Below are 22,533 nucleotides of genomic sequence, written 5' to 3'. Positions count from 1 at the left end.
CGTGCGCCTCAGCGCCGCCGGTGAAGGGGCTTTTACGGATACCTCCCAACACCCGCAACCCCTTTTTTAGGAAAACGTCATGATTTTCCAAAATCACTAGCAAAATATAATAAATACAACGATTTAGAAACGCGATTTTCTGAAAGACAACCACCCAAAACCGCCCTGACCCAAGGGCAAGACACAACCCCCGAGTCGTCAGAGAGGCGGACCGGAGCGGACTCGGATCTACATATTGGGGTCGCTAACATTCCGAACCACAAAAGGCCCCGACTCGTGCCTCTTTTCGACGGCGAGTCACCGGTGCTCGAAGCGGCTGACTCGCCCCGACTCGCGCCGATCCGTCGCCCAGGGCTCTCGCGCGAAACTGCTGCGAGTCGCCGTCCGGCGCCGACACCCCCATTTCATCCCCGAAATCACCGCTCCCTTCGCGACACGGAAACACAGTATATATGGGGCTCATTCGGAGCGCGCGTTTCGCCCCTCCGATCCGGGCCACATCCGGGGGCTCGGGAGCGCCCCCGAGCGCCCGTGCCGCGCCTTCGGATCAGCTGCGCAGCGGGCAAGGTCGCTTGCATTTTTGCCGGAAAACTCGCAGGCAACCGGCAGGTGCCCCAGGGCCCCCTCCTGACAACAGACCCGGAACCCGTTCGATGATCCGTACCGCCTCCCTCGCCCTCGCGCTCTCCCTCACGACCGCGCTCGGCGCCTCGGCCCAGACGCTGTATTTCTCCGCCATCCCCGACGAGGACGAGACCCGGCTGGTCGAGCGCTTCTCCAAGGTCGCTGACTATCTCGAGGGCGAGCTCGGCGTCGATGTCGAATTCGTGCCGGTGAAGAGCTACGCCACCTCGGTCACCGCCTTTCGCAATGACCAGATCCAGCTCGCCTGGTTCGGCGGCCTGACCGGCGTTCAGGCCCGGCTCGCCGTGCCGGAGGCCCGCGCCATCGCGCAGGGCAAGGAAGACCCGATCTTCGTGAGCTACTTCATCGCCAATACCGAGACCGGGCTCGAACCGTCGGAAACCTTCCCGGAAGACGCGAAGGGCATGTCCTTCACCTTCGGCGCCAAGACCTCGACCTCCGGTCGCCTGATGCCGGAATACTGGATTCGCGAAGAGACCGGCGAGGCGCCCGAGGCGTTCTTCGACCGCGTGGGCTTCTCCGGCGATCACTCGCAGACCCTGCGGCTGGTGGCCTCCGGCGCTTGGCAGATCGGAGCGCTGAACTTCGCCGTCTATGACAAGGCCGTCGAGGAAGGCGCGCCCGAGGTCGAGACCGCCAAGGTGATCTGGCAGACCCCGCCCTACCCCGACTACAACTGGACCATCCGCGGCGATGTCGATGCGCGCTTCGGCGAGGGCTTTGCCGACAAGGTTCAGGCGGCGCTGATCGGCATGGACGATCCCGAGCTGCTGGCAACCTTCCCGCGCGAGGCCTTCATCCCCGCCGCCAACGAGGACTTCCAGCCGATCGAGGACACCGCCAAGGAGCTCGGCCTGATCGAATGAGCCTGACGATCCTCGACAACGAGACGCTCGGCTACGGGCGCAGGGCGGTTCTGCCCGAGGTGAGCTTCGCGCTTGCCCCGGGCGAGCGCGTCGTGCTGCTCGGCCGCAGCGGCGCGGGCAAGTCCACGCTGCTGAACGCGGTGCATGACCGGCTGGCGCCGGCGCATCGCGTGGCGCTCGTGCCGCAGGATCACGCGCTGGTGCCGCAGCTGTCGGTGCTGCGCAACGTGCTGATGGGGCGCCTCGACGATCACGGGGCGCTCTACAACCTCACCAACCTGCTAAGAGTGCGGGCACACGATCGCGCCGGCGTGGCCGAGGTCCTGGCGGCGGTGGGGCTTTCCGACGAGATCGACCGCCCGGTGCATGCGCTGTCTGGCGGGCAGAAGCAGCGCGTGGCGCTGGCGCGGGCCTGGTGGCGCGGCGGCTCCGTGCTGATTGGCGATGAGCCGGTCTCGGCGGTCGACGAGACGCAGGCCGGCGTGTTGCTCGAGCAGGCCCAGGCGCGGTTCGAGACCGCGATGCTGGCGCTGCATGACGTGACGCTGGCGCGCCGCTTCGCCACGCGGCTGGTGGGCATCCGCCGCGGAGCCATCCTGTTTGACGCCGCCCCAGGGGATCTGAGCGATGCCGAGATTGCCGCGCTCTACGCAGGCTGAGCGCTGGACCCGGCCGCGGGTCCTGACGCTGTTCCTTGCGCTGGCGCTGCTGGCGCTGCCCTTTGCCGACCTGAGCCTCGGCAGCCACGATGCCGGTGCGGCGCTGGCGCGGATGTTCTCGGGTTTCCTGCGCCCCGATTTCTCCGCCGTCGAGCAGATCGGCCGCGCCATCTGGCTGACGGTGGCCTTCGCGGTGGCCGGCGTCGCCGCCGGTGCCTCGGCGGGGCTGGTGCTGGCGCCGTTCTACCATCTGCGCGGGGTGCGCTGGCTCTGCATCGCGCTGCGCTCGGTGCACGAGCTGTTCTGGGCGTTGATGCTGATGCAGGTGATGGGCATTGCGCCGATGACCGGCGTGCTGGCAATCGCCCTGCCCTATGCCGGGATCTTCGCCAAGGTCTTCTCCGAACAGCTCGACGAGGCCGACCCGCGCCCGGCGCAGGTCTTGCCCCGCGGCACCGACGCGCTGTCGCGCTTTCTCTATGCCCGCGCGCCGCTCGCGCTTGCGGTGATGAAGCATTACACGCTCTACCGGCTCGAATGCGGCATGAGGGCGAGCGCCGTGCTTGGCTTCGTCGGCCTGCCGACGCTGGGCTTCCAGCTCGACAGCTTCTTCCGGCTTGGCGATTACGGCGCGGCCTCGGCAATCATGATCTGCTACGTGGTGCTGATCGCCACGATCCGGCTCTGGATGCGCCCGGCGCTGGCGCCGCTCTGGCTGCTGGCCTCGGTCGTCACGCTGTCGCTGATCAAGAGCCCGCCGATGGGCTCTGGCGCGCTGATGCGCTTTCTCACGCAGGATATCGTCCCGGCACCGCTGCGCGACGGCTGGGACGGGGCGGCGCTCTGGGAGTGGCTGCGCCCGCTGCTTGTGAGCGAGGCGCTGCCCGGAATCATCGCCACGGTGCTGGTGGCGCAGATCGCGCTGGCGCTGACGGGCGCGCTGGCCTTCGCGGGGTTCGGGCTGATCGTGCCGCGGGTGACCTCGCGGGCGGGGCGGATGGTGGGGCACCTCGGGCTGGTGATCCTGCGCAGCTTCCCGGAATACATGCTGGCCTATCTCTTCCTGCAGGTCTTCGGGCCCTCGATGCTGCCAGCGATCCTTGCGCTGGCGCTGCACAACGGCGCAATCATCGCGCATCTGCTGGGCCGCGAGGGCGAGGAGATCCTGCCAAGCCTGCGCCGCGACGCGCCGCGCGGGCTGACGCTCTGGGGCTGGGAGCTGGCGCCGAGGCTCTCGGGGCCGTTCATCGCGCTCTGCCTCTATCGCTGGGAGATCATCCTGCGCGAGACAGCGGTGATGGGCCTCTTGGGCATCGCCACGCTGGGCTTCTACATCGACAGCGCACTGGCCGAGCTGCGGCTTGACCGGGCGCTGGTGCTTCTGCTGGTGACCGGCCTGCTCACCGCCGCGGTCGACCGGATCTCGCGTGGCCTGCGGCGGCGCACCGGACGCGGCGAGGCGCGCCACTTCCGCGACGAGTGCTGCTGATCCGCCGGGTCAGCCCGAGGATCAGCCGCTGATCACCCCCAGGGCCCGGAGCGATCACGCGACGGCGGACGGCTGCCCCCGCCCCAGGGTGCCGAGGAGGACGGGCCGCGCGGCGGCTCGGGCACACGGGCGCCGCCCGTGCCCATCTCGGAGGCGAGCTGGCGCAGCGCGGCGATGCGGTTCTCGGTCGCCGGGTGGGTGGCGAAGAGGTTGTCGCGCTTGTGGGCGTGCAGCGGGTTGATGATGAACATATGCGCGGTGGCCGGGTTGCGCTCTGCGGCGTCGTTGTCGATGCGCGAGGCGGCGGACTGGATCTGCGCCAGCGCCGAGGCCAGCCACATCGGATCGCCGCAGATCTGCGCCCCGGCCTTGTCGGCGGCGTATTCGCGGGTCCGGCTGATCGCCATCTGCACCAGCGCGGCGGCGATCGGGGCGAGGAACATCATCGCGATGGTCCCGACGATGCCGAGCCCGTTCTCGCGCCGGCCGCCGAAGAACAGCGCGAAGTTCGCCAGCATCGAGATCGCACCTGCGAAGGTCGCGGTGACGGTCATGATGGTGGTGTCGTGGTTCTTGATATGCGCGAGCTCGTGCGCGATCACCCCCGCCAGCTCTTCGCGCGAGAGGCGCTGCATGAGCCCTGTCGTCACCGCCACGGCGGCGTTCTGCGGGTTGCGCCCGGTGGCGAAGGCGTTGGGTTGCGGCGTGTCGATGACATAGACCGCCGGCACCGGCAGATCGGCGTTGCGCGCCAGATCCGCCGTCAGCTGGACCAGCCCGGTGCGGTCATTGCCGCTCACCGGCCGGGCGTTGTGCATCTTCAGCACCATCTTGTCCGACGACCACCAGGTGAAAGCGTTCATCGCGCCGGCGACCACCAGCGCGATCACCATGCCGCCCGACCCGCCCAGCAGGTAGCCGAGCCCCATGAAGAGCGCCGTCATCGCGGCCATCAGCAGCGCAGTCTTGAAATATCCCACGGTGCGGACCTCTCTGTTACCGACAGGGCTAGAACGAGACAGATATAGGGTGCGCCCGCGCCGGCACAATGCGCCACCCGGCGCCGCCTTGCGGCCGGTGCGCTGTTCCACGTGAGTCGCGAAACCACCGCGGCGACCGCGAGCGGGGAGCCTGCCCGCCTGCGCTCGCCCGAAAAGCTGCGTCGATCTGTCATCTTTTGCGTACAAATGATGCACGGCCCAGTTATCATTTCTCAAATCCCTGTGAAATTTGGCCCTTTCGGCCCGTGTCGCGACCGTGCGTCGCACTGACCGCGCACGGGGACCGCGTTAGATCGCGCCCTGCAAACAGCGGCTCGGCCCGTGGGCTCTCCCCCCTTTCGCCCGCGGAACCGGCACCGAAGAAGAGGCACAGTCTTGTATAGAACCCGAAATCTGCTGCTGGCCGCGGCAGGCGCTTTCGCGCTTTCCGGCTGTCAGTACGACGTCCTGTCACCGGCGGGCTGGGTCGGAGATCAGCAGCGCGACCTGCTGATCATCTCCGTCCTGCTCATGCTTATCGTCATCCTCCCCGTCCTGTTCATGTCGGTCTACTTCCCGCTGAAGTATCGCGCCGACCGCGAGGACACCTCCGACTACGATCCCGAGTTCGAGCATTCCAACAAGCTCGAGGCGGTGGTCTGGGGCGTTCCGATCCTGATCATCGTGGCGCTTGGCTACTACACCTACGTCTACACCCACCGGCTCGACCCCTACCGCCCGCTCGATCACCTCGAGGCCGGCGCGCCGGTCGAGATCCAGGCGGTGTCGCTCGACTGGAAATGGCTGTTCATCTATCCCGAGCAGGGCATCGCCTCGGTCAACGAGCTCGTCGTGCCCGCAGGCCGTCCGATCAATTTCAGCCTGAGCTCCTCGACGGTGATGAACACCCTGTCGATCCCGGCGCTCGGCGGCATGGTCTACTCGATGGCCGGCATGGAGACGAAGCTGCACCTCATCGCCGATGAGGAAGGCGTCTACCCGGGCCGAAGCGCGCATTACTCGGGCCCCGGCTTCGCCGGCATGGTGTTCGACACCACCGCCACCAGCGACGAAGAGTTCGACGCCTGGGTCGAGGGCATCCGCGCCGAGGCCGGGCCGCTGACCCGCGAGACCTATCTCGCGCTCGAAGAGCCGAGCATGAACGTCCCGGTGAGCCATTACGGCTCGGTGGAAGACGGCCTTTTCGGCCGCATCGTCGAGATGTGCGTGGAAGAGGGCAAGGTCTGCATGGGCCACATGATGATGGTCGACGACATGGGCGGCGGCGGCCTCGACGGCGTCGGCGATGCGGCGGCCTACAGCTACGACCGCGCCCGCACCATCGACGGCTTCGGCAACCGCATCGAGCTGCCCCCGCTGGAAAGCCACGGCGGCGGCCACGGCACCGAGCATGGCACCGACCACGAAGCCCTGAACGGCACCGAGCAGCCCAACGGCCTCGCCTACGTTCTGGCAATGGATCCCAACGCGCTCTGCAGCCCGTTCGGGACTCAGACGGAGAAAGAAACCAATGGCATCTGAGCACATCCAACCGGCTGAAACCTTTTCGCCGATCTTCGGTCGGCTGACGCTCGACTGGATCCCGATCCACGAGCCCATCCTCATCGGCACCTTCGCCGGCGTCGCCCTCGGCGGCCTGCTGGTCTTCGCGCTGATGACCTATTTCCGCCTCTGGGTGCCGTTCTGGAAGAACTGGGTCACCACGGTGGACCACAAGAAGATCGGCATCATGTACATGGTGCTCGCCTTCATCATGATGGTGCGCGGCTTCGCAGACGCGCTGATGATGCGCGGCCAGCAGGCGATGGCCGCCGGTGGCAGCGAGGGCTGGTTGCCCCCGCATCACTACGACCAGGTCTTCACCGCCCACGGCGTGATCATGATCTTCTTCGTGGCAATGGCCTTCATCACCGGCTTCATGAACTACGTCATGCCGCTGCAGATCGGCGCCCGCGACGTGGCCTTCCCGTTCCTCAACAACTTCTCGCTGTGGATGACGGTGGCCGGGGCGCTGCTGGTCAACATCTCGCTTTTCGTGGGTGAGTTCGCCCGCGTCGGCTGGCTGGCCTTCCCGCCCCTGTCGGGGGCGAATTACAGCACCGGGCCGGGGATGGACTACTATCTCTGGGCGCTGCAGATCGCCGGTGTCGGCACGACCCTGTCGGGCATCAACATGATCGCCACGATCGTGAAGATGCGCGCGCCGGGCATGAAGCTGATGGACATGCCGATCTTCACCTGGACCGCGCTGATCACCAACGTGCTGATCGTCGCCGCCTTCCCGGTGCTGACCGCCACGCTCGCGCTGCTGACGCTCGACCGCTACATGGACTTCCGGTTCTTCACCAACGACTTCGGCGGCAACGCCATGATGTATGTGAACCTGATCTGGATCTGGGGTCACCCCGAGGTCTACATCCTCATCATCCCCTGCTTCGGCATCATCTCGGAGATCGTCTCGACCTTCTCGCGCAAACCGATCTTCGGCTACCGCACGATGGTCTGGGCCACCGGCTGCATCATGGTGCTGAGCTTCATCGTGTGGCTGCACCACTTCTTCACCATGGGCTCCGGGGCGAACGTCAACACGTTCTTCGGCATCACCACGATGATCATCGCGGTGCCCACCGGCGTAAAGATCTTCAACTGGCTGTTCACCATGTACAAGGGCCGCGTGCGGCTCGAGGTGCCGATGCTCTGGACCATCGGCTTCCTGGTGACCTTCACCATCGGCGGCATGACCGGCGTCATGCTGGCGATCCCGCCGGTCGACTTCCAGCTGCACAATACGCTGTTCCTGATCGCGCACTTCCACAACGTCATCATCGGCGGCGTGGTGTTCGCGGTGTTCGCCGGCGTCACCTACTGGTGGCCGAAAGCCTTCGGCTTCAAGCTTGACGAAGTCTGGGGCAAGCGCGCCTTCTGGCTGTGGTTCGTGGGCTTCTACGTTGCCTTCATGCCGCTCTACGCGCTTGGCCTGATGGGCGTCACCCGCCGCATGAACAGCTACCCGGATGCGGCTTGGCAGCCCTACTTCATCGTCGCCGCCATCGGCGCGGTGCTGATCCTCGCCGGCATCCTGTGCAACTTCATGAACTTCTACGTCTCGATCCGCGACCGCAAGCGCCTTGCCTGCGGCAACGATCCCTGGGATGCGCGCACCCTCGAGTGGGCGACCCAGTCGCCGCCGGCGCCCTACAACTTCCCCGAGGACATCAGCGTCGTCGGCCGCGAGGCGTTCTGGCAAATGAAGAAGGAGAACTACCAGTTCTCGACCGACTACCAGCCGATCCACATGCCGAAGGGTACGGCGTCGGGCGTGGTGATCTCCGCCTTCGCGCTGATCTTCGGCTTCGCGATGGTCTGGTATATCTGGTGGCTCGCCATCGCGTCCTTCGTCGCGATGCTCGCCATCGGGATCGCCCACACCTTCAACTACAACCGCGACTACTACATCCCTGCGGATGAAGTGCGTCAGACCGAAGCGAAAGGAGCCCTCGCATGAGCAGCGCGACCTACGCGGAGGAGCAATCCATGGTAGAGCCTCTGGCCGAACGCCCGATGCATCATGCCCGTGAGGCCCGGCCTCGCGAGGATGCCCACGCCCATTCCAGCCCCACCCCCGTGGGCTTCTGGATCTACCTGATGAGCGACTGCGTGATCTTCGGAGCACTCTTCGCCACCTACGCGGTGCTCGGCGGTAACTATGCCGGCGGGCCCGCCCCGAAGGACCTGTTCGAGCCCGGCTTCATCGCGATCGAAACCGCGCTGCTGCTGTTCTCGTCGGTGACCTTCGGCCTCGCCATGCTGCGCGCCGGCAAGGCCGATACCAACGGCACGCTGATGTGGCTGGCGGTGACGGCGCTGTTCGGCGCCGGCTTCATCGGGATGGAGATCTACGAGTTCAACCACCTGATCCATCTCGGTGCCGGGCCCGACCGCTCGGCCTTCCTGTCGTCGTTCTTCGCGCTCGTGGGCACCCACGGCCTGCACGTGACGGGCGGCCTGATCTGGCTGATCACCCTGATGGTGCAGATCCGCATGCACGGGCTCATCGGCCCGAACATGCAGCGTCTCGGCACGCTGTCGATGTTCTGGCACTTCCTCGATCTGGTCTGGATCGGGGTGTTCTCCTTCGTCTATCTCGTGAGGTTGATCTGATGTCCGCCGATACCCATCACGCACATGACCACGGCACCATGGGCCAGCTGATGATCGGCTTCGCCCTCGCCGCGATCCTGACCATCATCCCGTTCTACCTCGTCATGGCCGAGGTCGACATGGCGCGCTCCACCCTCGTGGGGATCATCATGGGGCTGGGCGCGGTGCAGATCCTCGTGCACCTGGTCTACTTCCTGCACCTGAAGCGCTCGAGCGAGGAAGGCTGGAATTTCTTCGCTGCCATCTTCGCGGTGATCATCCTCGTCATCGTGCTCGCCGGCTCGCTCTGGGTCATGCACAACATGAACGAGAACATGATGCCGATGCACGAGATGGATCAGCAGATCGAGCAGATGAAGAGCCTTCAGTCCCAGCAGGGCTGACCCTATATCCAAGATCAACCGTCAGGGCCCTGCGGGGCCCTGACTGCTTTCCAGAGGTTGCCCCATGTCCCGCACCGTCCGCTGGCCCCGCCTGATCGTCGTCACGCTGATCGCCGCCATCGGCATCATGGGCTTCACCGGCCTCGGGATCTGGCAGATCCAGCGCCTGCACTGGAAGCTCGACCTGATCGAGCGCGTCGACAGCCGCATCCACGCCGAGCCGGTCCCGGCCCCCGGCCCGGAGGCCTGGCCCGCGATCAACGCCGCGGACGACGAATACACCAGGGTGACCCTGACCGGGCGCTTCCTCAACGATGAGGAGGTGATGATCTACACCCCCTCCAATTACGGCCCCGCCGACTGGGTCCTGACCCCCTTCGAGCGCGACGACGGCACCATCGTCATGGTCAATCGCGGCGTGGTCCCGCTCGAGCGCGCCCAGTCCGGCGACATCTCGCGGATCGAGGGAGAGACCACCGTCACCGGCCTCCTGCGTATGTCGGAAGACAAGGGATGGCTGTTCTCGCGCGCCAACAACCCAGACGAGCAACTCTGGTATCGTCGCGATATCGGCTCGATCACCGTGACCAAGGGCTTCGCAAGCGCCGCGCCGTATTTCGTCGATGCCGAGCGCGGCGCCTCCGACGTCTGGCCCCGCGGCGGAGAGACTGTCGTTTCGTTCCGAAACAGCCATCTCAGCTATGCATTGACTTGGTTTGCACTCGGCGTATTGGTGCTGAGCGGCTATGCGCTGATTCTCAGGCAGGAGCTGCGGTCGCGTTGAAGAGGTGTTTGGCGGGGCTATGACCATCACGAACCGAGACGACAGCCTGCTGTCAGGGCGCTGCGGGGCGCCGGATTCAAACCGGTCCAAACAACCGGCACCCTCCCCTTAAATCGCTGAAAATCATGGCGTTTGCGAGTCGCTCTCGGCCAGGTTGTGCAACTTTCCGCGCATCCGGCCAAACTGTGAGCGTTTTCGCTCGCCTGAGCGCGGATTTGTCGGAACCACTATGTCATTTGACGCGTTCAAAGCCGGTCATCAGCGCAGTTCCGCGCCCCATCGGCAAGGGCACGCGCATGGCGACAGCGATGGATGGTCTTCTCGGCGAAGCGGACTTTAATTTGAGATCAACGACATGAAACGAGAAATGCCCTTGCAAGCTCAGCCCCGCCCCGAGCAACGGACCGCTCGCGCCCAGACTCGATCCACGCTTAACCGCCGCACCATGATCGCGGCGCTCGGAAGCGCCATGCCCGCCGCCCTGCTGGCGCCCTCGGCCTTCGCGCAGGAGGCCGCGACGCCCGAGCAGGCCGCGCCCGCCGGCGAGGCTTTCTCCTTCGACCTGCTCTCCGAGCGCATGCAGCAGGCGAGCCAGTCCGACCCGGCGAGCCCGGCGCAGGTGCAGGGCTTCCTTGCCGAGCTCGGCTACGATGCCTACCAGCGCATCCGTTTCGACAAGGACCACGCCCGCTGGTCCGAGGACGAGGCCGCCCGCTTCCGCCTGCACGCCTTCCACCTCGGCTGGCTCTTCAAGGAGCCGATCCGGATGCACGAGGTGGTCGACGGGCAGGCCCTGCCGATGGGCTTCGGCGTCGAGGATTTCGACTATTCGTCCTACGAGGGCGAGGTGCCGCAGGATCTCGACATGCCCGGCGTCGCCGGCTTCCGCCTGCACAACCAGCTCAACCGCGCCGACACCTGGGACGAGCTCGTGGCCTTCCTCGGCGCGAGCTATTTCCGCGCGCTGGGCCGGGACAATGTCTACGGCCTCAGCGCCCGCGGCCTCGCGATCAACACCGGCCTCTCGGACGGCGAGGAGTTTCCGCGCTTCACCGAGTTCTGGCTTGAGCGGCCGCAGCCCGGAAGCGATCACATGACTCTCTACGCCGCGCTCGAGAGCAACTCGGTCACCGGCGCCTACCGTTTCGTCATCACGCCCGGCGAGACCACCACGATGGACGTCACCGCGCGGCTCTACATGCGCAATGACGTCGCCCAGCTCGGCATCTCGCCGCTGACCTCGATGTTCCTCTTCGACGGCGCCGATCCGGGCGCATTCTACGATTACCGCTCCGCCGTGCATGACAGCAGCGCGCTGGTGATGAACGTGGGCGAGACCACCTTCTACCGCCCGCTGAAGAACCCCTCGCGCCTTGCCAGCTCCTATCTCGGCGCCGAGAACCCGACCTCCTTCGGACTGGTTCAGCGCGAGCGCGGGTTTGACCAGTACCTCGACGCGCAGGCGCATTACGAAAAGCGCCCGTCGCTGATGGTCCAGCCGCTGGGCAATTGGGGCAAGGGCACCGTGCGCCTTCTCGAGATCCCGACCGAGCTCGAGGCCAACGACAACATCGTTGCCTATTGGGTGCCCGAGGATCCGGCCCGCGCCGGCGATGCCCTGGAGTTTTCCTACCGCCTGCACTGGGGCATGACCCCGCCGGGCGACCGCGGCGAAGACCTTGGCCAAGTGCTGCGTACCCGCAGCGGCGAGGGTGGTGTCTCGGGCGTCGAGAAGGAAACCGACGAGCGCAAGTTCGTGGTAGATTTCGCCGGTGGGTTGTTGCGGAACCTTTCACCGGATGCCGAGGTTGTACCGGAAATCACTGTGCAACAGGGAACTGTCACGCAGACCTCCCTGTCGCGGATCAGCGGGACCGACATCTGGCGGCTCGTGATCGACGTCGAGGGAGAGCCACGATCAGCCGTCGAGCTGAAGGCCTCCCTTAAGGGCTACGGCCGAACCCTAACAGAGACATGGTTGTATCAATGGATCAAGCAATGATCGAGACGCCTGACATGAAGACGACCCCGAACCAAGCCACGACAGAGGCCGGCTGGGAACCGCCCGCCGCGCCGCTCGAAATGCCGCGCCAGATCCTCGAGGCCGACACCCGGTCGACCGAGTCGTCGCTGCTGCGGCTGTTCTGGAAGCGCTCGCGCGCCTGAGGTTGCATCAGATGAAGAGAGCTGCCCCTGCCCCCGACCGGCAGACCGTCCTCGTCCGGACGCTTGCGGTTTCCTGCGCGCTGCTGCTGGCGTCGCTCGCGTCGGCGCTGGTCGCCGAGGCCGGGGCCACCGACGGCTTCGGACTTTGGGACGGGCTGCGCACCCTGCTCATCTTCGTCACCACCGGCTGGCTGGCCTGGGGCGCGATGCTGGCCCTGACCGGGCTGCCGCATGCCCGCGCCTGCAAGCGCCCCGAAATCGTCGGCGAGCAGCCCCCGACCGTCATCCTTGTGCCGATCTGCAACGAGGATGCCGTCGCCACCTTCACTCGCATTCAGGCGATGCACGCCTCGGCCACCCAAGCCGGACTGACGACGGATGTCGCGGTGCTGTCGGACACCCAGAACCCCGAGGCCGCCGCCGCCGAGGTCGCGGCATTTGACCGACTGCTCGCCAAGCAGCCCGGCCCGGGGCGCATCTTCTACCGCCGCCGCACCGACAATTCTGGCCGCAAGGCTGGCAATATCGAGGATTTCATCCGCCGCTCCGGCGGAGCCTACGAGTTTGCCGTCATTCTCGACGCCGACAGCCTGATGGAAGGCGAGACTCTCCGCGCGATGATCGCCGAGATGCAGGCCGACCCGAAGCTCGGCCTGTTCCAGACCCTGCCGCGCATTGTCGGCGGGCATTCCCTTTTTGGCCGCGCCATGCAGTTTGCCGCCGCCTTCCACGGGCCGATCTTCACCCGCGGGCTCGAGCGCATGCAGGGCAGCACCGGCCCGTTCTGGGGCCACAACGCCATCGTCCGCGTGCGCGCCTTCGCCGAGAGCTGCGCCCTGCCCGAACTGACCGGCAAGCCGCCCTTCGGCGGGCACATCCTCAGCCATGACTACGTGGAGGCGGCGCTGCTCGCCCGCGCCGGCTGGAGCGTGCGGGTCGATCATTCGCTTGGCGGATCGTTCGAGGAAGGCCCGGAAAACGTGCTCTCCTACGCCAAGCGCGACCGCCGCTGGTGCCAGGGCAACCTGCAGCACATCCGCCTGCTGGCGGCGCCGGGCCTCGCACCGTGGAGCCGCTTCGTGTTCTTCCAGGGGATCCTCTCCTACGTCGTCTCTGTGCTGTGGGCGAGCTTCCTGCTGGTCTCCATCGCGGCGACCGTGATGGCCCCCGCGCCAGACTATTTCCCCGAGCCCAACCAGCTGTTCCCGGTTTTCCCGAGCGACCGCACCAAGGAGATCACCGCGCTGGCCATCGGCATCGTGGGCCTCCTGATCCTGCCCAAGCTCGCCATCCTCGTCGACGCCGCCTTCACCGGCCGCGTGCGCGGCTTTGGCGGCACCGGCAAGGCGCTGGCCTCGCTGGTGCTCGAGATCGTGCTCAGCTCGCTGATGGCGCCGGTGATGATGATGTACCAGCTGCGCGCGGTTCTGCAGGTCTTCATGGGGCGCGATGGCGGCTGGCCCGCCAATGCGCGCGGCGAAGGCCGTCTCGATCTTGGCGAGGCGTTCAAGGCCAGCGCCTGGATCGTCGCAACCGGCGTCGTGGGCCTGGCCTCGGTTTACCTGCTCTCGGTGGATCTCGTGCCCTGGCTTCTGCCGGTCTGCGTGCCGATGATCCTTGCACCGCTGCTCATCGCCTGGACCTCGCGCCCGCTAACACACGCGCTCTTCCGCGTGCCCGATGAGGCGCATCCGGCGCCCGTGGTCGCCCGCTACCGCGCGCTGATGCGGCGCAACGTGCCGGCGACGCAGGCGCCCGACACCCCTCCGACCGGAGCGCCCGCCGATGTCGCCGCCTGACACCAACGCCATTCCGGCGCCCAAGCGTGCGCGCGACCCGCGGATCGATGCCTTCCGCGGCCTCGCGCTGCTGATGATCTTCGTCGATCACGTCCCGGGGAACCCCTACGAATACCTCACCATCCGCAATCTCGGCTTCTCCGACGCGGCGGAGGCCTTCTTCATCATGTCCGGCATCGCGGCGGGGCTGGCCTATTCCGGCGGCTTCGCCCGCAAACCCTTCCTCGCGGCCGCCGAGCCGGTGTGGAAGCGGGCTTGGACGCTCTATCTCGCCCACATCCTGCTGACCTTCTGGGGTATTGCAATCTTTGCCACCGGGGCCGAGATGTTCGGCCTGCCCGAGCTGCTCGAGAAGAACAATCTCAGCGCCATCTTCGAGCGCCCGGGCGAGACCCTCGCGGCGCTGCCGGCCCTGCTGCACCAGATCGGCTACGTCAATATCCTGCCCGCCTACAGCGTGCTCCTGCTGGCGACACCCTTCGCCGTCGTGCTGGGGATGCGGCACCCCTGGGTGCTGGCCGGCCTGTCGGTCGGGCTCTGGTTCGCCACCGGGCTGTGGCGGCTGAACCTGCCCAACCACCCGAATCCCGGCGGCTGGTTCTTCAACCCGTTCGCCTGGCAGATCCTGTTCGTCGCCGGGCTTCTGACCGGCATCCAGGCCCGCAAGGGCACCCGCTTCGTGCCGGTCTCGCGATGGCTCTTCTGGCTCGCTCTCGGCTGGCTGGCGCTGGTGCTGGCATGGCGCTATGCGCCCGGGGTCGGCACCTTCCTGAACCACCAGATGGCCAAGCTCGGCGCCGCCGGCGTGCCGTTCCACGTCGTCTCGCATGACAAGACCTTCGTGGCGGTGCCGCGCATGCTTCACGCCCTGGCGCTGTTCTACGTGCTCTCCTGCCTGCCGCAGGTGCGCCAGATCTGCGGCCTGCCCGCCGCCGCGCCGCTGCGCCTCCTGGGTAAGCACGGCTTGCTCGTGTTCTCGGTCGGCACGCTGACCTCGCTGGCGCTGCAGGTCCTGATGGCCGCGATGCTCGATCCCGAGCCGATGGCGTGGCTGGTGCTGCCGGTGGGGCTCGTGATCATGCTCAGCGTGGCGTGGCTTGCCGAGCGCCGCAAGCAGGGCGCGCGTGCCACGACGGAGATCGTACCGCAGATGCCGCCCACGGCGCTGCGGGCCAGAAGCTGAAACGCCGCCGATAGCGCTCGCGCCCCTGTCATCCGCCCCGGAACGTAGTAAACCGGGGCGGCACGACCAAGGAGCACGCCCATGACCAGCGCCGTTTTCGACCACCCCTGGCTGTCGGGGCTGTTCAACGATCCCGAAATGGCCGCGCTGCTCTCGCCCGAGCGTCAGATGGCGCAGATGCTCGCCTTCGAGGCGGCCTGGTCGCGGGCCTGCGGTGCCGCCGGGCTTTTCGATCCCGAGACCGCCGCACAGGCCGCCACCGCCATCGAGAGCGCCGAGATCGACTTCGCGGATATCGCCGCCGGCATGGCGCAGGACGGCGTGCCAGTGCCGCGTCTGGTGAAACAGCTCAAGGCGCTGGCGCCGGGCGAGGCGGTTCACAAGGGCGCCACCTCCCAGGATGTCGTCGATACCGCGCTGGTGCTGACGCTGCGCGAGGCGTCGGCCCTGATCGACGCGCGGCTTGCCGGGCTCGACAAGGCGCTCGCGGCACTCGAGGCGCGGTTTGGCAACAGCCCCCTGATGGGCCGCACCCGGATGCAGGCCGCCACCGAGATCACCGTACGCGACCGGCTTCTGGCCTGGCGCCTGCCACTCTCGGGGCACCGCGAGCGCCTCGCCGCGCTGCGTCCGCAGGTCGAGCGGGTGCAGATCGGAGGCGCCTCGGGCGACCGCAAGGCGCTTGGCGACAAGGCCGAGGCGGTGGTCGCCGCGGTCGCGCAGGAGCTGGGCCTCGCGCCGACCGAAAAGGCGTGGCACGCCATGCGCGAGGGCATCGCGGGCTATGCCTCCTTCCTGTCGCTGGTGACCGGCACGCTGGGCAAGATCGGCACCGACATGGCGCTGATGGCGCAGCAGGGCATCGAGGAGGTCGCGCTCTCGGGCGGCGGCGGCTCCTCTGCCATGCCGCACAAGCAGAACCCGGTGGCGGCCGAGCTTCTGGTGACGCTGGCGCGCTACAACGCCACGCAGGTCAGCGCCATGCACCACGCCATGCTGCACGAGCAGGAGCGCTCCGGGGTGGCGTGGACGCTGGAATGGATGGTGCTGCCGCAAATGCTGATGACCACGGCGCGCGCGCTCGCCGTGGCGCAGGACATCGCGGGCAAGGTGACCCGGCTCGGGGCGGCTCCCGGAGGCTGATCCTGACGGTTGGTCCGCGCGACGCCGCCTATCGATGGGGCGCGGCTCGGCAATCCGACGACAGGAACCCGTGTTTTGTCCCCAGCACATCCGAAGGACCTCAAAGCTTTGCGCCCAGCCCAATCAGATCGCCGGTCCGGGGGAGCGGGTCATGCCGGATGCAGGCTTTCAGCATGACCGATGCGCGGTGGCGTTTTAAGTGCCTTGATTCCGCGCGGGGCACCGTTGGTGTGTTGAGAAATGACCCCCTACCACGCACGAAAAGCCCCGCCGGGAGCCTCCTCGCGGCGGGGTCGCTTTCTCGTTTGACCGCGTTCAGAACGGCAGGCCGATATAATTCTCGGCCAGATCACGCCGCGCGGTCTCGGAATGGGCGAGGTGATCCAGCGTCGCCTTGCGCATCTGCTCGGCGAAGGCGTCCTCGCCATCGAAGCGGTGCAGCATGGTGGTCATCTGCCAGCTGAAGCGCATCGCCTTCCAGATCCGCGCCAGCGCCTTCGAGGAGTAATCGTCGATCCCGCCGGTGCCCTTGCCGTTGACCGCCTCGATCAGCGCGCTGTGCAGGTAGAACACGTCGGAGGCGGCGAGGTTGAGGCCCTTGGCACCGGTCGGCGGCACGATATGCGCCGAGTCGCCCACGAGGAACAGGTTGCCCCAGCGCAGCGGTTCGGAGACGAAGCTGCGCAGCGGCGCGATGGATTTCTCGATCGACGGGCCGGTGACCAGGCGGCTCGCGGCCTCCGATGGGATCCTGCGGCTGAACTCGTCCCAGAAGCGCTGGTCCGACCAGTCCTCAACGGTGTCGGTGAGCGGCACCTGCACATAGTAGCGCACGAGCTTCTCGTTGCGCATCGAGGCCAGCGCGAAGCCGTGCTTGGAGTTCGAGTAGATCAGTTCGTCATTGACCGGCGGGGTCTCCGACAGGATGCCGAGCCAGCCGAACGGGTAGACCCGCTCGAACTCGGCGCGCTTCTCCTCGGGGATGGTCTTGCGCGACACCCCATGGAAGCCGTCGCACCCGGCGACGTAGAGGCATTCCAATACCTTACGCTCGCCCTGGTGGGTGAACTCGACGCGCGATCTGGGCTGGTCGAGATCGTGGATCGACACGTCCGAGACCTCGTGCAGCACGGTCGTGCCCATGGCGTCCTGCGCGGTGTAGAGATCGGCGGTCACCTCGGTCTGGCCATAGACCATGACCTGCTTACCGGTGAGCTCCTTGAAATCGATATGCACCATGAGCTCGTCATCGGTCAGGTAGCAGCCGTCATGCGGGATGCCTTCCTTGTCCATGCGGGCCTCGACCCCGGCGGCGCGCAGGAGCTCGACGGTGCCCCATTCGAGGATGCCGGCCCGGATGCGCGACAGCACGTGAGACCTGGTCGAGCGCTCGAGAATGACGGTCTCGACACCGGATTTGTTGAGCAGTTGCGACAGCAGCAGGCCGGAGGGGCCGCCTCCGATGATGGCGACCTGGGTCTTGAGGGTAGTCATGCGCGAGTTCCTCCCGTTTGCGTTGCCGCACACTAGCCCGCGCGGAGCCTCCCGCGAATGGACGGGAGCTTCATTGAATGGTATTATTCATGCATGAACCAGCCTGCACATATCCCCATCTTCAACCTCTTCGGGGAAACCACGGCCTTTCCCGACGTGGTGCATTGCGAGGCGGTTCTCGACCGCGCCGGGCTGCATGGCTGGGTGATCTCGCCGCACCGTCACACCCAGATGGCGCAGGTCTTCCAGATCTCGTCCGGCGCTGCACGGGTGACGCTCGATGGCGCGGAGACGCGTCTCGAACCGGGGCAATACCTCTATATTCCGCCGCAGATCGTGCATGGCTTCGAATTCACCCGCGGCACCGAGGGGACGGTTCTGTCCATTCCCTCACCGGTGGTGGCACGCCTCGGACCGAAGACCCCGGCGCTGAGCGACTGGCTCGGCACGCACCGGCACGGTGCGCTGTCGGAGGGCGCGGACGCGCTGCTGGCCTCGATCAAGGGGGCCTATGGCTCGAATGGTGATTTTCGCGCTCAGAGGTTGGTCTCGCTCACCCACGCGCTTCTGGCGGTGCTCGCCGATGAAAGCACGGCCGCGATGCCCTCGCCGCGCGATCCCAACCGGCAGATGCAGCGGCTCGACGCGCTGATCTCCGAGCATCTGGCCGAGGGCTGGAGCGCCCGGGATTACGCCTCGACGCTGCATGTCACCACCGGGCATCTCAACCGGGTGGTGCGCGGCGCGGCGGGGATGAGCCTCACCGCCTATCTCGAGACCGCGGTGATGACCGAGGCCTGCCGCCTCATCGCCTTCACCCGCCTTCCGGTGGCCGAGGTCGGCTACCGTCTGGGCTATGCCGACCCGCCCTATTTCTCGCGCCGCTTCCGGCTGCGGATGGGCGAGACGCCCAGCGCCTACCGGGCGCGGGTCTCCGGGGAGCGGACGGGGGAGTAGGGTTGGCGCGTCCAGTGGCATGGAGCGCGACGCCGCGCCATCGCCGGCCCTCTCTTTCGCCGGGTGCGCCGACGCGCGGACTCAAGCCCGCAGGGCGCCGCGCGAGCGCCGGACCGTCCCCGCGGTCTGGCGCTTTGGTGACACCAGCGCCGCGTGTCGAGATCTTTCGGATTTGGCAGGGATAAAACAAGGGGTTCGAAGGGCGGAGCGCCAAACCACCGTCCGGCGCTCGCGCGGCTTCAAAGCAACCCTATTCAGGCCACCAGCGGCAGCCCGAGGATCTCGCGCGCGGTCTGCCAGTCGGCCACAGGGCGCTCGTACTTGTCGCAGAGCTCGGCGGCGCGGGTGACCAGCGCGGCGTTGGAGGGCGCCAGCGTGTTGCGGTCGATGCGGACATTGTCCTCGAGACCGGTGCGGGCGTGCCCCCCCTGCGAGATCGCCCACTCGTTCAGCACGATCTGGTTCGGCCCGATGCCGGCAGCGCACCAGGCGGCCTCGTCACCGAAGAGCCGCTTCACGGTCTGGATGTAGTAGTCGAACACCATCCGGTCGACCGGCATGGCGTTCTTCACGCCCATGACGAACTGCACGTAGGGGCGCGCCGCGATCTGGCCCTTCTGCCACATCTCATAAGCCTTGAGGATGTGGCTGAGGTCGAAGGCCTCGATCTCGGGCTTCACGCCGTGGGCCACCATCTCCGAGGCCAGCCAATCCACGAGATCCGGCGGGTTCTCGTAGACGCGGGTCGGGAAATTGTTGGAGCCGACCGAGAGCGAGGCCATGTCGGGCTTAAGGGGCAGCATGCCGCCGCGCGCCTGACCGGCTCCGGAGCGGCCGCCGGTGGAGAGCTGCACGATCATGCCCGGGCAGTGCTGCCGCAGGCCCTCGAGCAGCTTGCCGAAGCGCTCGGGATCCGAGGTCGGTTTGCCCTCGTCGTCGCGCACGTGGCAATGCGCGATGGTGGCGCCGGCCTCGAAGGCCTCCTGCGTGCTCTCGATCTGTTCCGAGACGGTGATCGGCACCGCCGGGTTGTTGTCCTTGGTCGGCAGCGATCCGGTGATCGCGACGCAGATGATGCAGGGTTTCCCCATGGTCGTCCCTTTCAGCAAACAGGCGCCGCCCATGGAAGGCGGCGCCGGAAATCAATTGTCTCAGACGTCGAAGAAGACGGTCTCGCCCTCGCCCTGCAGGCGGATGTCGAAGCGGTAGACCACCTTGCCGTCACGCTCGCCGCGCTTGGCGATCAGCGTCGGGCGGCGGTTGTGCCACTCGATCAGGTTCAGGACCGGATCCTTGGCGTTGGCCTCTTCCTCATCGTCGAAATAGAGCCGCGTGTTCAGGCCGATATTGATCCCGCGCGCCACGATCCAGAGGTTGATATGCGGGGCCATGTCCTCGTGCCCCTCGTCGCCACGGCCAAGCCAGTCATCCCCGGCATTGGCCGGCGGGTGCAGCGGGCCGGAGCCCAGCGGCTTGCGCGCCTTCACCGGGCCCGGCTTGACGGTGTCGAAGCCCCACTCGCCGGTCTCGAAATCGGTGATCACGCGGCCCCAGCCGCGAAAGCCCTTTTCGACCTCGCCGGCGCTCTCGGGATGGGCGTAGACACCCTCCGCGTTGGCTTGCCAGGTCTCGATCAGCACGTCCTTCACCGGGTTGCCGGTGCCGTCGATGACGATGCCCTCGATGCGGATGCGCTCCCCCTTGGCGTTCGGGCCGGCAATGTCCCAACCGAGCTCCTGGCGATAGATGTCGAAGCCGGCGGCGCCGGGCGCGAGGCCGATATGGACGTAAGGACCAGCGGTCTGCGACGGGGTCTCTTTCAGGTAGTCGAGTTTCTGCACCATTGGATCAATTCCCCTCCAGACGGTTCTCGAACAGGGTCGAGCGGCGGCCGCGCAACACAATGTCAAACTTGTAGGCGATCGAGTCCAGCGGCACGGTGGCGTTGAGATCGAGCGCCGCGACGAGGCTGTCGATGCCGTCCTGTGTCGGTATCGTCTTGACGATCGGGCACTTGGCGATCAGCGGGTCGCCCTCGAAATAACACTGGGTGATCAGGCGCTGGGTGAAGCTGGTGCCGAAGACAGACATGTGGATGTGGGCCGGGCGCCAGTTGTTGACCCAGTTGCGCCACGGGTAGGCGCCGGGCTTCACCGTGCGGAAGAAGTAATAGCCGTTCTCGTCGGTCATCGTGCGGCCGCAGCCGCCGAAATTCGGGTCAATCGGCGCGAGGTAGGTGTCTTTCTTGTGGCGGTAGCGCCCGCCGGCATTGGCCTGCCACGCCTCGACGAGGGTGTTCGGCACCGGGCGGCCGTTCTCGTCCAGCACCCGGCCATGCACGATGATCCGCTCGCCGATGGCGCTCTCGCCGCCCTTGGCGTAGTTGTGGATCAGGTCGTTGTCGATCGGGTCGATGTCGTTGTGGCCGAAAACCGGGCCGGTGATCTCGGACACCGATTGCTGCAGCGAGATCAGCGCGGCGCGCGGGCTGCGCATGACGCTGGTCTTGTAATCCGGCGTCAGCGCCGGCGGATGGCGTTCGCGGTCGCGCTGGTAGAATTCTGCTTGGCTCATGAATCCTCTCCCTGATCGAGCTCTGCCCAGGTCTGCTTGGCAAGTTTGATGGCGTGGTTGGCCTTGGGCACGCCGCAATAGACGGCGACATGCTGGAAGGCTTCCATGATGTCGCTGCGCGAGGCCCCGGTGCGGGTGGCGGCGCGGATGTGCATCGGGATTTCCTCGAAATTGCCCATCGCGGCGAGCAGCGCCAGCGTCAGCATCGAGCGCTCGCGGCGGGCGATGCCGTCGGAGGCCCAGACGGTGCCCCAGGCGCTCTCGGTGATGAGGGTCTGGAACGGCAGGTCATACTCGGTCTTGGCGGCCTCGGCGCGGTCGACATGGGCATCGCCCAGCACGCTGCGCCGCACCGACATGCCGGTGTCGTAACGATCAGACATGTCCGATCTCCTTCAGGAAATGCGTGAGAATTTCAGCATAGGCATCGGGCTTCTCCGCGCAGGGCAGATGGCCGGTGCCGTCGATGATCTCGAAGCTGGCGCCGTCGATCAGGTCGATGGTGCCCTTGACCAGCTCGGGCGGGCTCGCCCCGTCATCCGAGCCCGCGATGCCGAGCACCGGAAGCGCGAGCTTGGCGGTGCTGGCGGCGAGGTCGGTGCCGGCAATGGCGGCGCAACAGCCGAGATAGCCATCCTGCGGGGTGCGGCACATCATGGCGCGCCAGGCTGGCAGGGCGTCAGTTTCCAGAAAGGCCGGAGCGAACCAGCGCTGCATCACCGCGTCCGCGATGGAGGCCAGCCCTCCGTCGCGGATCGCCTGCATCCGGGTCTGCCACATGGCGGCCTCGCCCATCTTTGCGGCGGTGTTCGACAGCACCAGCCCGCGCAGCAGGCCGGGTCGGCGCGCCGCCAGCCCCTGCCCGATCATGCCGCCGATCGACAGTCCGACGAAGACCGGGGTCTCGAGGCCCAGCGCCGCGATCAGCGCCTCGGCATCCGAAACCAGCGTGTCCATGTCATAGGGGGCGGCGGGGCAGCCGCTGAGGCCGTGGCCGCGCAGGTCGTAGCGGATCAGCCGCAGCCCCTCGGGGAGCAGCGGCAAAAGATCGTCCCAGAGCCGCAGATCGGTGCCGAGCGAATTGGCGAACACCACCGGCGCGCCCTGCGGGTCGCCGTCCTCACGCCAATGCAGATCGATCCCGTTCACGTGCAGGCTACGCATCGCGGTGCTCTCCTTGCTGGTCGCACGCGGCCCTAGACTGCGGCGGCGTGTCTCCGTCTCCCATC

General features: G+C 66.8%; 21 protein-coding genes. 14 read left to right on the top strand and 7 right to left on the bottom strand.

Translation table 11 applies throughout. The annotated features are described in order from the left end of the window. Positions 1-653 precede the first annotated feature (653 nt). Genes KUV62_RS21925 through KUV62_RS21915 form a run of 3 tightly spaced genes read left to right on the top strand, consistent with a single transcriptional unit; the run spans position 654 to position 3,659 of the window. On the top strand, positions 654-1,511 hold the full coding sequence (locus tag KUV62_RS21925) for a putative selenate ABC transporter substrate-binding protein (RefSeq protein WP_222605894.1): 858 nt from the start codon (positions 654-656) through the stop codon (positions 1,509-1,511). Then, entirely contained in the window at positions 1,508-2,170 is a 663-nt protein-coding gene (locus tag KUV62_RS21920; protein ID WP_222605893.1) for an ATP-binding cassette domain-containing protein, read from the top strand. The genes KUV62_RS21925 and KUV62_RS21920 overlap by 4 nt, the downstream gene beginning before the upstream one ends. Then, a complete protein-coding gene (locus tag KUV62_RS21915; RefSeq protein WP_222605892.1) occupies positions 2,139-3,659 on the top strand; it encodes a PhnE/PtxC family ABC transporter permease in 1,521 nt (506 codons plus the stop codon). The genes KUV62_RS21920 and KUV62_RS21915 overlap by 32 nt, the downstream gene beginning before the upstream one ends. Positions 3,660-3,691: 32 nt before the next feature. Here KUV62_RS21915 and htpX read toward each other — a convergent pair whose 3' ends face one another. Beyond that, a complete protein-coding gene (htpX, locus tag KUV62_RS21910; protein ID WP_222605891.1) occupies positions 3,692-4,639 on the bottom strand; it encodes a zinc metalloprotease HtpX in 948 nt (315 codons plus the stop codon). Positions 4,640-5,035: 396 nt separating this feature from the next. Here htpX and cyoA point away from each other — a divergent pair, with 396 nt between their 5' ends. From cyoA to KUV62_RS21860, 10 genes are all read left to right on the top strand, one after another. After that, entirely contained in the window at positions 5,036-6,181 is a 1,146-nt protein-coding gene (gene cyoA, locus KUV62_RS21905) for a ubiquinol oxidase subunit II (RefSeq protein WP_222605890.1), read from the top strand. Continuing rightward, positions 6,171-8,165 (top strand): cytochrome o ubiquinol oxidase subunit I, encoded by a 1,995-nt coding sequence (gene cyoB, locus KUV62_RS21900; protein WP_222605889.1) that lies wholly within the window; start codon positions 6,171-6,173, stop codon positions 8,163-8,165. Before cyoA ends, cyoB begins: the two co-directional genes overlap by 11 nt. Continuing rightward, positions 8,162-8,821: a cytochrome o ubiquinol oxidase subunit III gene (cyoC, locus tag KUV62_RS21895; protein WP_222605888.1), complete on the top strand. Its 660-nt coding sequence runs from the start codon at positions 8,162-8,164 to the stop codon at positions 8,819-8,821. The genes cyoB and cyoC overlap by 4 nt, the downstream gene beginning before the upstream one ends. After that, positions 8,821-9,204: a cytochrome o ubiquinol oxidase subunit IV gene (gene cyoD, locus KUV62_RS21890; RefSeq protein ID WP_222605887.1), complete on the top strand. Its 384-nt coding sequence runs from the start codon at positions 8,821-8,823 to the stop codon at positions 9,202-9,204. The genes cyoC and cyoD overlap by 1 nt, the downstream gene beginning before the upstream one ends. 64 nt (positions 9,205-9,268) lie before the next feature. After that, positions 9,269-9,988 carry an SURF1 family protein gene (locus KUV62_RS21885; protein ID WP_222605886.1) on the top strand — a complete coding sequence of 240 codons (720 nt, stop codon included), beginning with the start codon at positions 9,269-9,271 and terminating at the stop codon, positions 9,986-9,988. A gap of 469 nt (positions 9,989-10,457) precedes the next feature. Further along, positions 10,458-11,990, top strand: coding sequence for a glucan biosynthesis protein (locus tag KUV62_RS21880; protein WP_261395830.1), 1,533 nt, complete (start codon positions 10,458-10,460; stop codon positions 11,988-11,990). A 14-nt stretch (positions 11,991-12,004) separates the two neighbouring features. Beyond that, on the top strand, positions 12,005-12,154 hold the full coding sequence (locus KUV62_RS21875; protein ID WP_222605884.1) for a hypothetical protein: 150 nt from the start codon (positions 12,005-12,007) through the stop codon (positions 12,152-12,154). An 11-nt stretch (positions 12,155-12,165) separates the two neighbouring features. Then, positions 12,166-13,953 (top strand): glucans biosynthesis glucosyltransferase MdoH, encoded by a 1,788-nt coding sequence (mdoH, locus tag KUV62_RS21870; protein ID WP_222605883.1) that lies wholly within the window; start codon positions 12,166-12,168, stop codon positions 13,951-13,953. Then, the gene (locus KUV62_RS21865) at positions 13,940-15,136 is read left to right on the top strand and encodes an OpgC family protein (RefSeq protein ID WP_222605882.1); all 1,197 of its coding nucleotides are present in this window, start codon (positions 13,940-13,942) and stop codon (positions 15,134-15,136) included. Before mdoH ends, KUV62_RS21865 begins: the two co-directional genes overlap by 14 nt. A gap of 81 nt (positions 15,137-15,217) precedes the next feature. Further along, the gene (locus KUV62_RS21860; RefSeq protein ID WP_222605881.1) at positions 15,218-16,279 is read left to right on the top strand and encodes a 3-carboxy-cis,cis-muconate cycloisomerase; all 1,062 of its coding nucleotides are present in this window, start codon (positions 15,218-15,220) and stop codon (positions 16,277-16,279) included. Positions 16,280-16,594: 315 nt separating this feature from the next. Here the strand turns inward: KUV62_RS21860 and pobA are convergent, their stop codons facing one another. Then, the gene (gene pobA, locus KUV62_RS21855) at positions 16,595-17,773 is read right to left on the bottom strand and encodes a 4-hydroxybenzoate 3-monooxygenase (protein ID WP_222605880.1); all 1,179 of its coding nucleotides are present in this window, start codon (positions 17,771-17,773) and stop codon (positions 16,595-16,597) included. A 93-nt stretch (positions 17,774-17,866) separates the two neighbouring features. On the opposite strand from pobA, the gene KUV62_RS21850 reads away from it, so the two are divergent. Further along, positions 17,867-18,730 (top strand): helix-turn-helix domain-containing protein, encoded by an 864-nt coding sequence (locus KUV62_RS21850; RefSeq protein ID WP_222605879.1) that lies wholly within the window; start codon positions 17,867-17,869, stop codon positions 18,728-18,730. Between the two features lie 254 nt (positions 18,731-18,984). Here the strand turns inward: KUV62_RS21850 and KUV62_RS21845 are convergent, their stop codons facing one another. Genes KUV62_RS21845 through pcaD form a run of 5 tightly spaced genes read right to left on the bottom strand, consistent with a single transcriptional unit; the run spans position 18,985 to position 22,468 of the window. Beyond that, positions 18,985-19,821, bottom strand: a complete 837-nt coding sequence (locus KUV62_RS21845; protein WP_222605878.1) for a 3-keto-5-aminohexanoate cleavage protein — start codon at positions 19,819-19,821, stop codon at positions 18,985-18,987. Positions 19,822-19,881: 60 nt separating this feature from the next. Then, the gene (locus KUV62_RS21840) at positions 19,882-20,574 is read right to left on the bottom strand and encodes a protocatechuate 3,4-dioxygenase subunit alpha (protein ID WP_222605877.1); all 693 of its coding nucleotides are present in this window, start codon (positions 20,572-20,574) and stop codon (positions 19,882-19,884) included. 4 nt (positions 20,575-20,578) lie between these two features. Then, positions 20,579-21,304 carry a protocatechuate 3,4-dioxygenase subunit beta gene (gene pcaH, locus KUV62_RS21835; RefSeq protein WP_222605876.1) on the bottom strand — a complete coding sequence of 242 codons (726 nt, stop codon included), beginning with the start codon at positions 21,302-21,304 and terminating at the stop codon, positions 20,579-20,581. Next, on the bottom strand, positions 21,301-21,687 hold the full coding sequence (pcaC, locus tag KUV62_RS21830) for a 4-carboxymuconolactone decarboxylase (protein WP_007794729.1): 387 nt from the start codon (positions 21,685-21,687) through the stop codon (positions 21,301-21,303). Before pcaC ends, pcaH begins: the two co-directional genes overlap by 4 nt. Continuing rightward, complete coding sequence (gene pcaD / locus KUV62_RS21825) at positions 21,680-22,468, bottom strand: 3-oxoadipate enol-lactonase (RefSeq protein ID WP_222605875.1); 789 nt, start codon at positions 22,466-22,468, stop codon at positions 21,680-21,682. The genes pcaC and pcaD overlap by 8 nt, the downstream gene beginning before the upstream one ends. Between the last annotated feature and the right edge of the window lie 65 nt (positions 22,469-22,533).

This window comes from Salipiger bermudensis (assembly GCF_019801965.1).
GTDB lineage: Bacteria > Pseudomonadota > Alphaproteobacteria > Rhodobacterales > Rhodobacteraceae > Salipiger > Salipiger bermudensis_A.
Note: the sequence above shows the minus strand (reverse complement) of the source record. Positions and strands in the feature narration are given on the sequence as shown.

Excerpts from the sequence above, each read along its gene's own strand:
- cyoC (WP_222605888.1), top strand. The coding sequence starts at position 8,162 with ATGAGCAGCGCGACCTACGCGGAGGAGCAATCCATGGTAGAGCCTCTG.
- mdoH (WP_222605883.1), top strand. The coding sequence starts at position 12,166 with ATGAAGAGAGCTGCCCCTGCCCCCGACCGGCAGACCGTCCTCGTCCGG.
- KUV62_RS21860 (WP_222605881.1), top strand. The coding sequence starts at position 15,218 with ATGACCAGCGCCGTTTTCGACCACCCCTGGCTGTCGGGGCTGTTCAAC.
- KUV62_RS21850 (WP_222605879.1), top strand. The coding sequence starts at position 17,867 with ATGAACCAGCCTGCACATATCCCCATCTTCAACCTCTTCGGGGAAACC.
- KUV62_RS21845 (WP_222605878.1), bottom strand. The coding sequence starts at position 19,821 with ATGGGGAAACCCTGCATCATCTGCGTCGCGATCACCGGATCGCTGCCG.
- KUV62_RS21880 (WP_261395830.1), top strand. The coding sequence starts at position 10,458 with ATGCCCGCCGCCCTGCTGGCGCCCTCGGCCTTCGCGCAGGAGGCCGCG.
- KUV62_RS21840 (WP_222605877.1), bottom strand. The coding sequence starts at position 20,574 with ATGGTGCAGAAACTCGACTACCTGAAAGAGACCCCGTCGCAGACCGCT.
- pobA (WP_222605880.1), bottom strand. The coding sequence starts at position 17,773 with ATGACTACCCTCAAGACCCAGGTCGCCATCATCGGAGGCGGCCCCTCC.
- pcaC (WP_007794729.1), bottom strand. The coding sequence starts at position 21,687 with ATGTCTGATCGTTACGACACCGGCATGTCGGTGCGGCGCAGCGTGCTG.
- cyoB (WP_222605889.1), top strand. The coding sequence starts at position 6,171 with ATGGCATCTGAGCACATCCAACCGGCTGAAACCTTTTCGCCGATCTTC.
- KUV62_RS21885 (WP_222605886.1), top strand. The coding sequence starts at position 9,269 with ATGTCCCGCACCGTCCGCTGGCCCCGCCTGATCGTCGTCACGCTGATC.
- pcaD (WP_222605875.1), bottom strand. The coding sequence starts at position 22,468 with ATGCGTAGCCTGCACGTGAACGGGATCGATCTGCATTGGCGTGAGGAC.
- KUV62_RS21875 (WP_222605884.1), top strand. The coding sequence starts at position 12,005 with ATGAAGACGACCCCGAACCAAGCCACGACAGAGGCCGGCTGGGAACCG.
- KUV62_RS21915 (WP_222605892.1), top strand. The coding sequence starts at position 2,139 with ATGCCGAGATTGCCGCGCTCTACGCAGGCTGAGCGCTGGACCCGGCCG.
- cyoD (WP_222605887.1), top strand. The coding sequence starts at position 8,821 with ATGTCCGCCGATACCCATCACGCACATGACCACGGCACCATGGGCCAG.
- KUV62_RS21920 (WP_222605893.1), top strand. The coding sequence starts at position 1,508 with ATGAGCCTGACGATCCTCGACAACGAGACGCTCGGCTACGGGCGCAGG.
- KUV62_RS21925 (WP_222605894.1), top strand. The coding sequence starts at position 654 with ATGATCCGTACCGCCTCCCTCGCCCTCGCGCTCTCCCTCACGACCGCG.
- pcaH (WP_222605876.1), bottom strand. The coding sequence starts at position 21,304 with ATGAGCCAAGCAGAATTCTACCAGCGCGACCGCGAACGCCATCCGCCG.
- KUV62_RS21865 (WP_222605882.1), top strand. The coding sequence starts at position 13,940 with ATGTCGCCGCCTGACACCAACGCCATTCCGGCGCCCAAGCGTGCGCGC.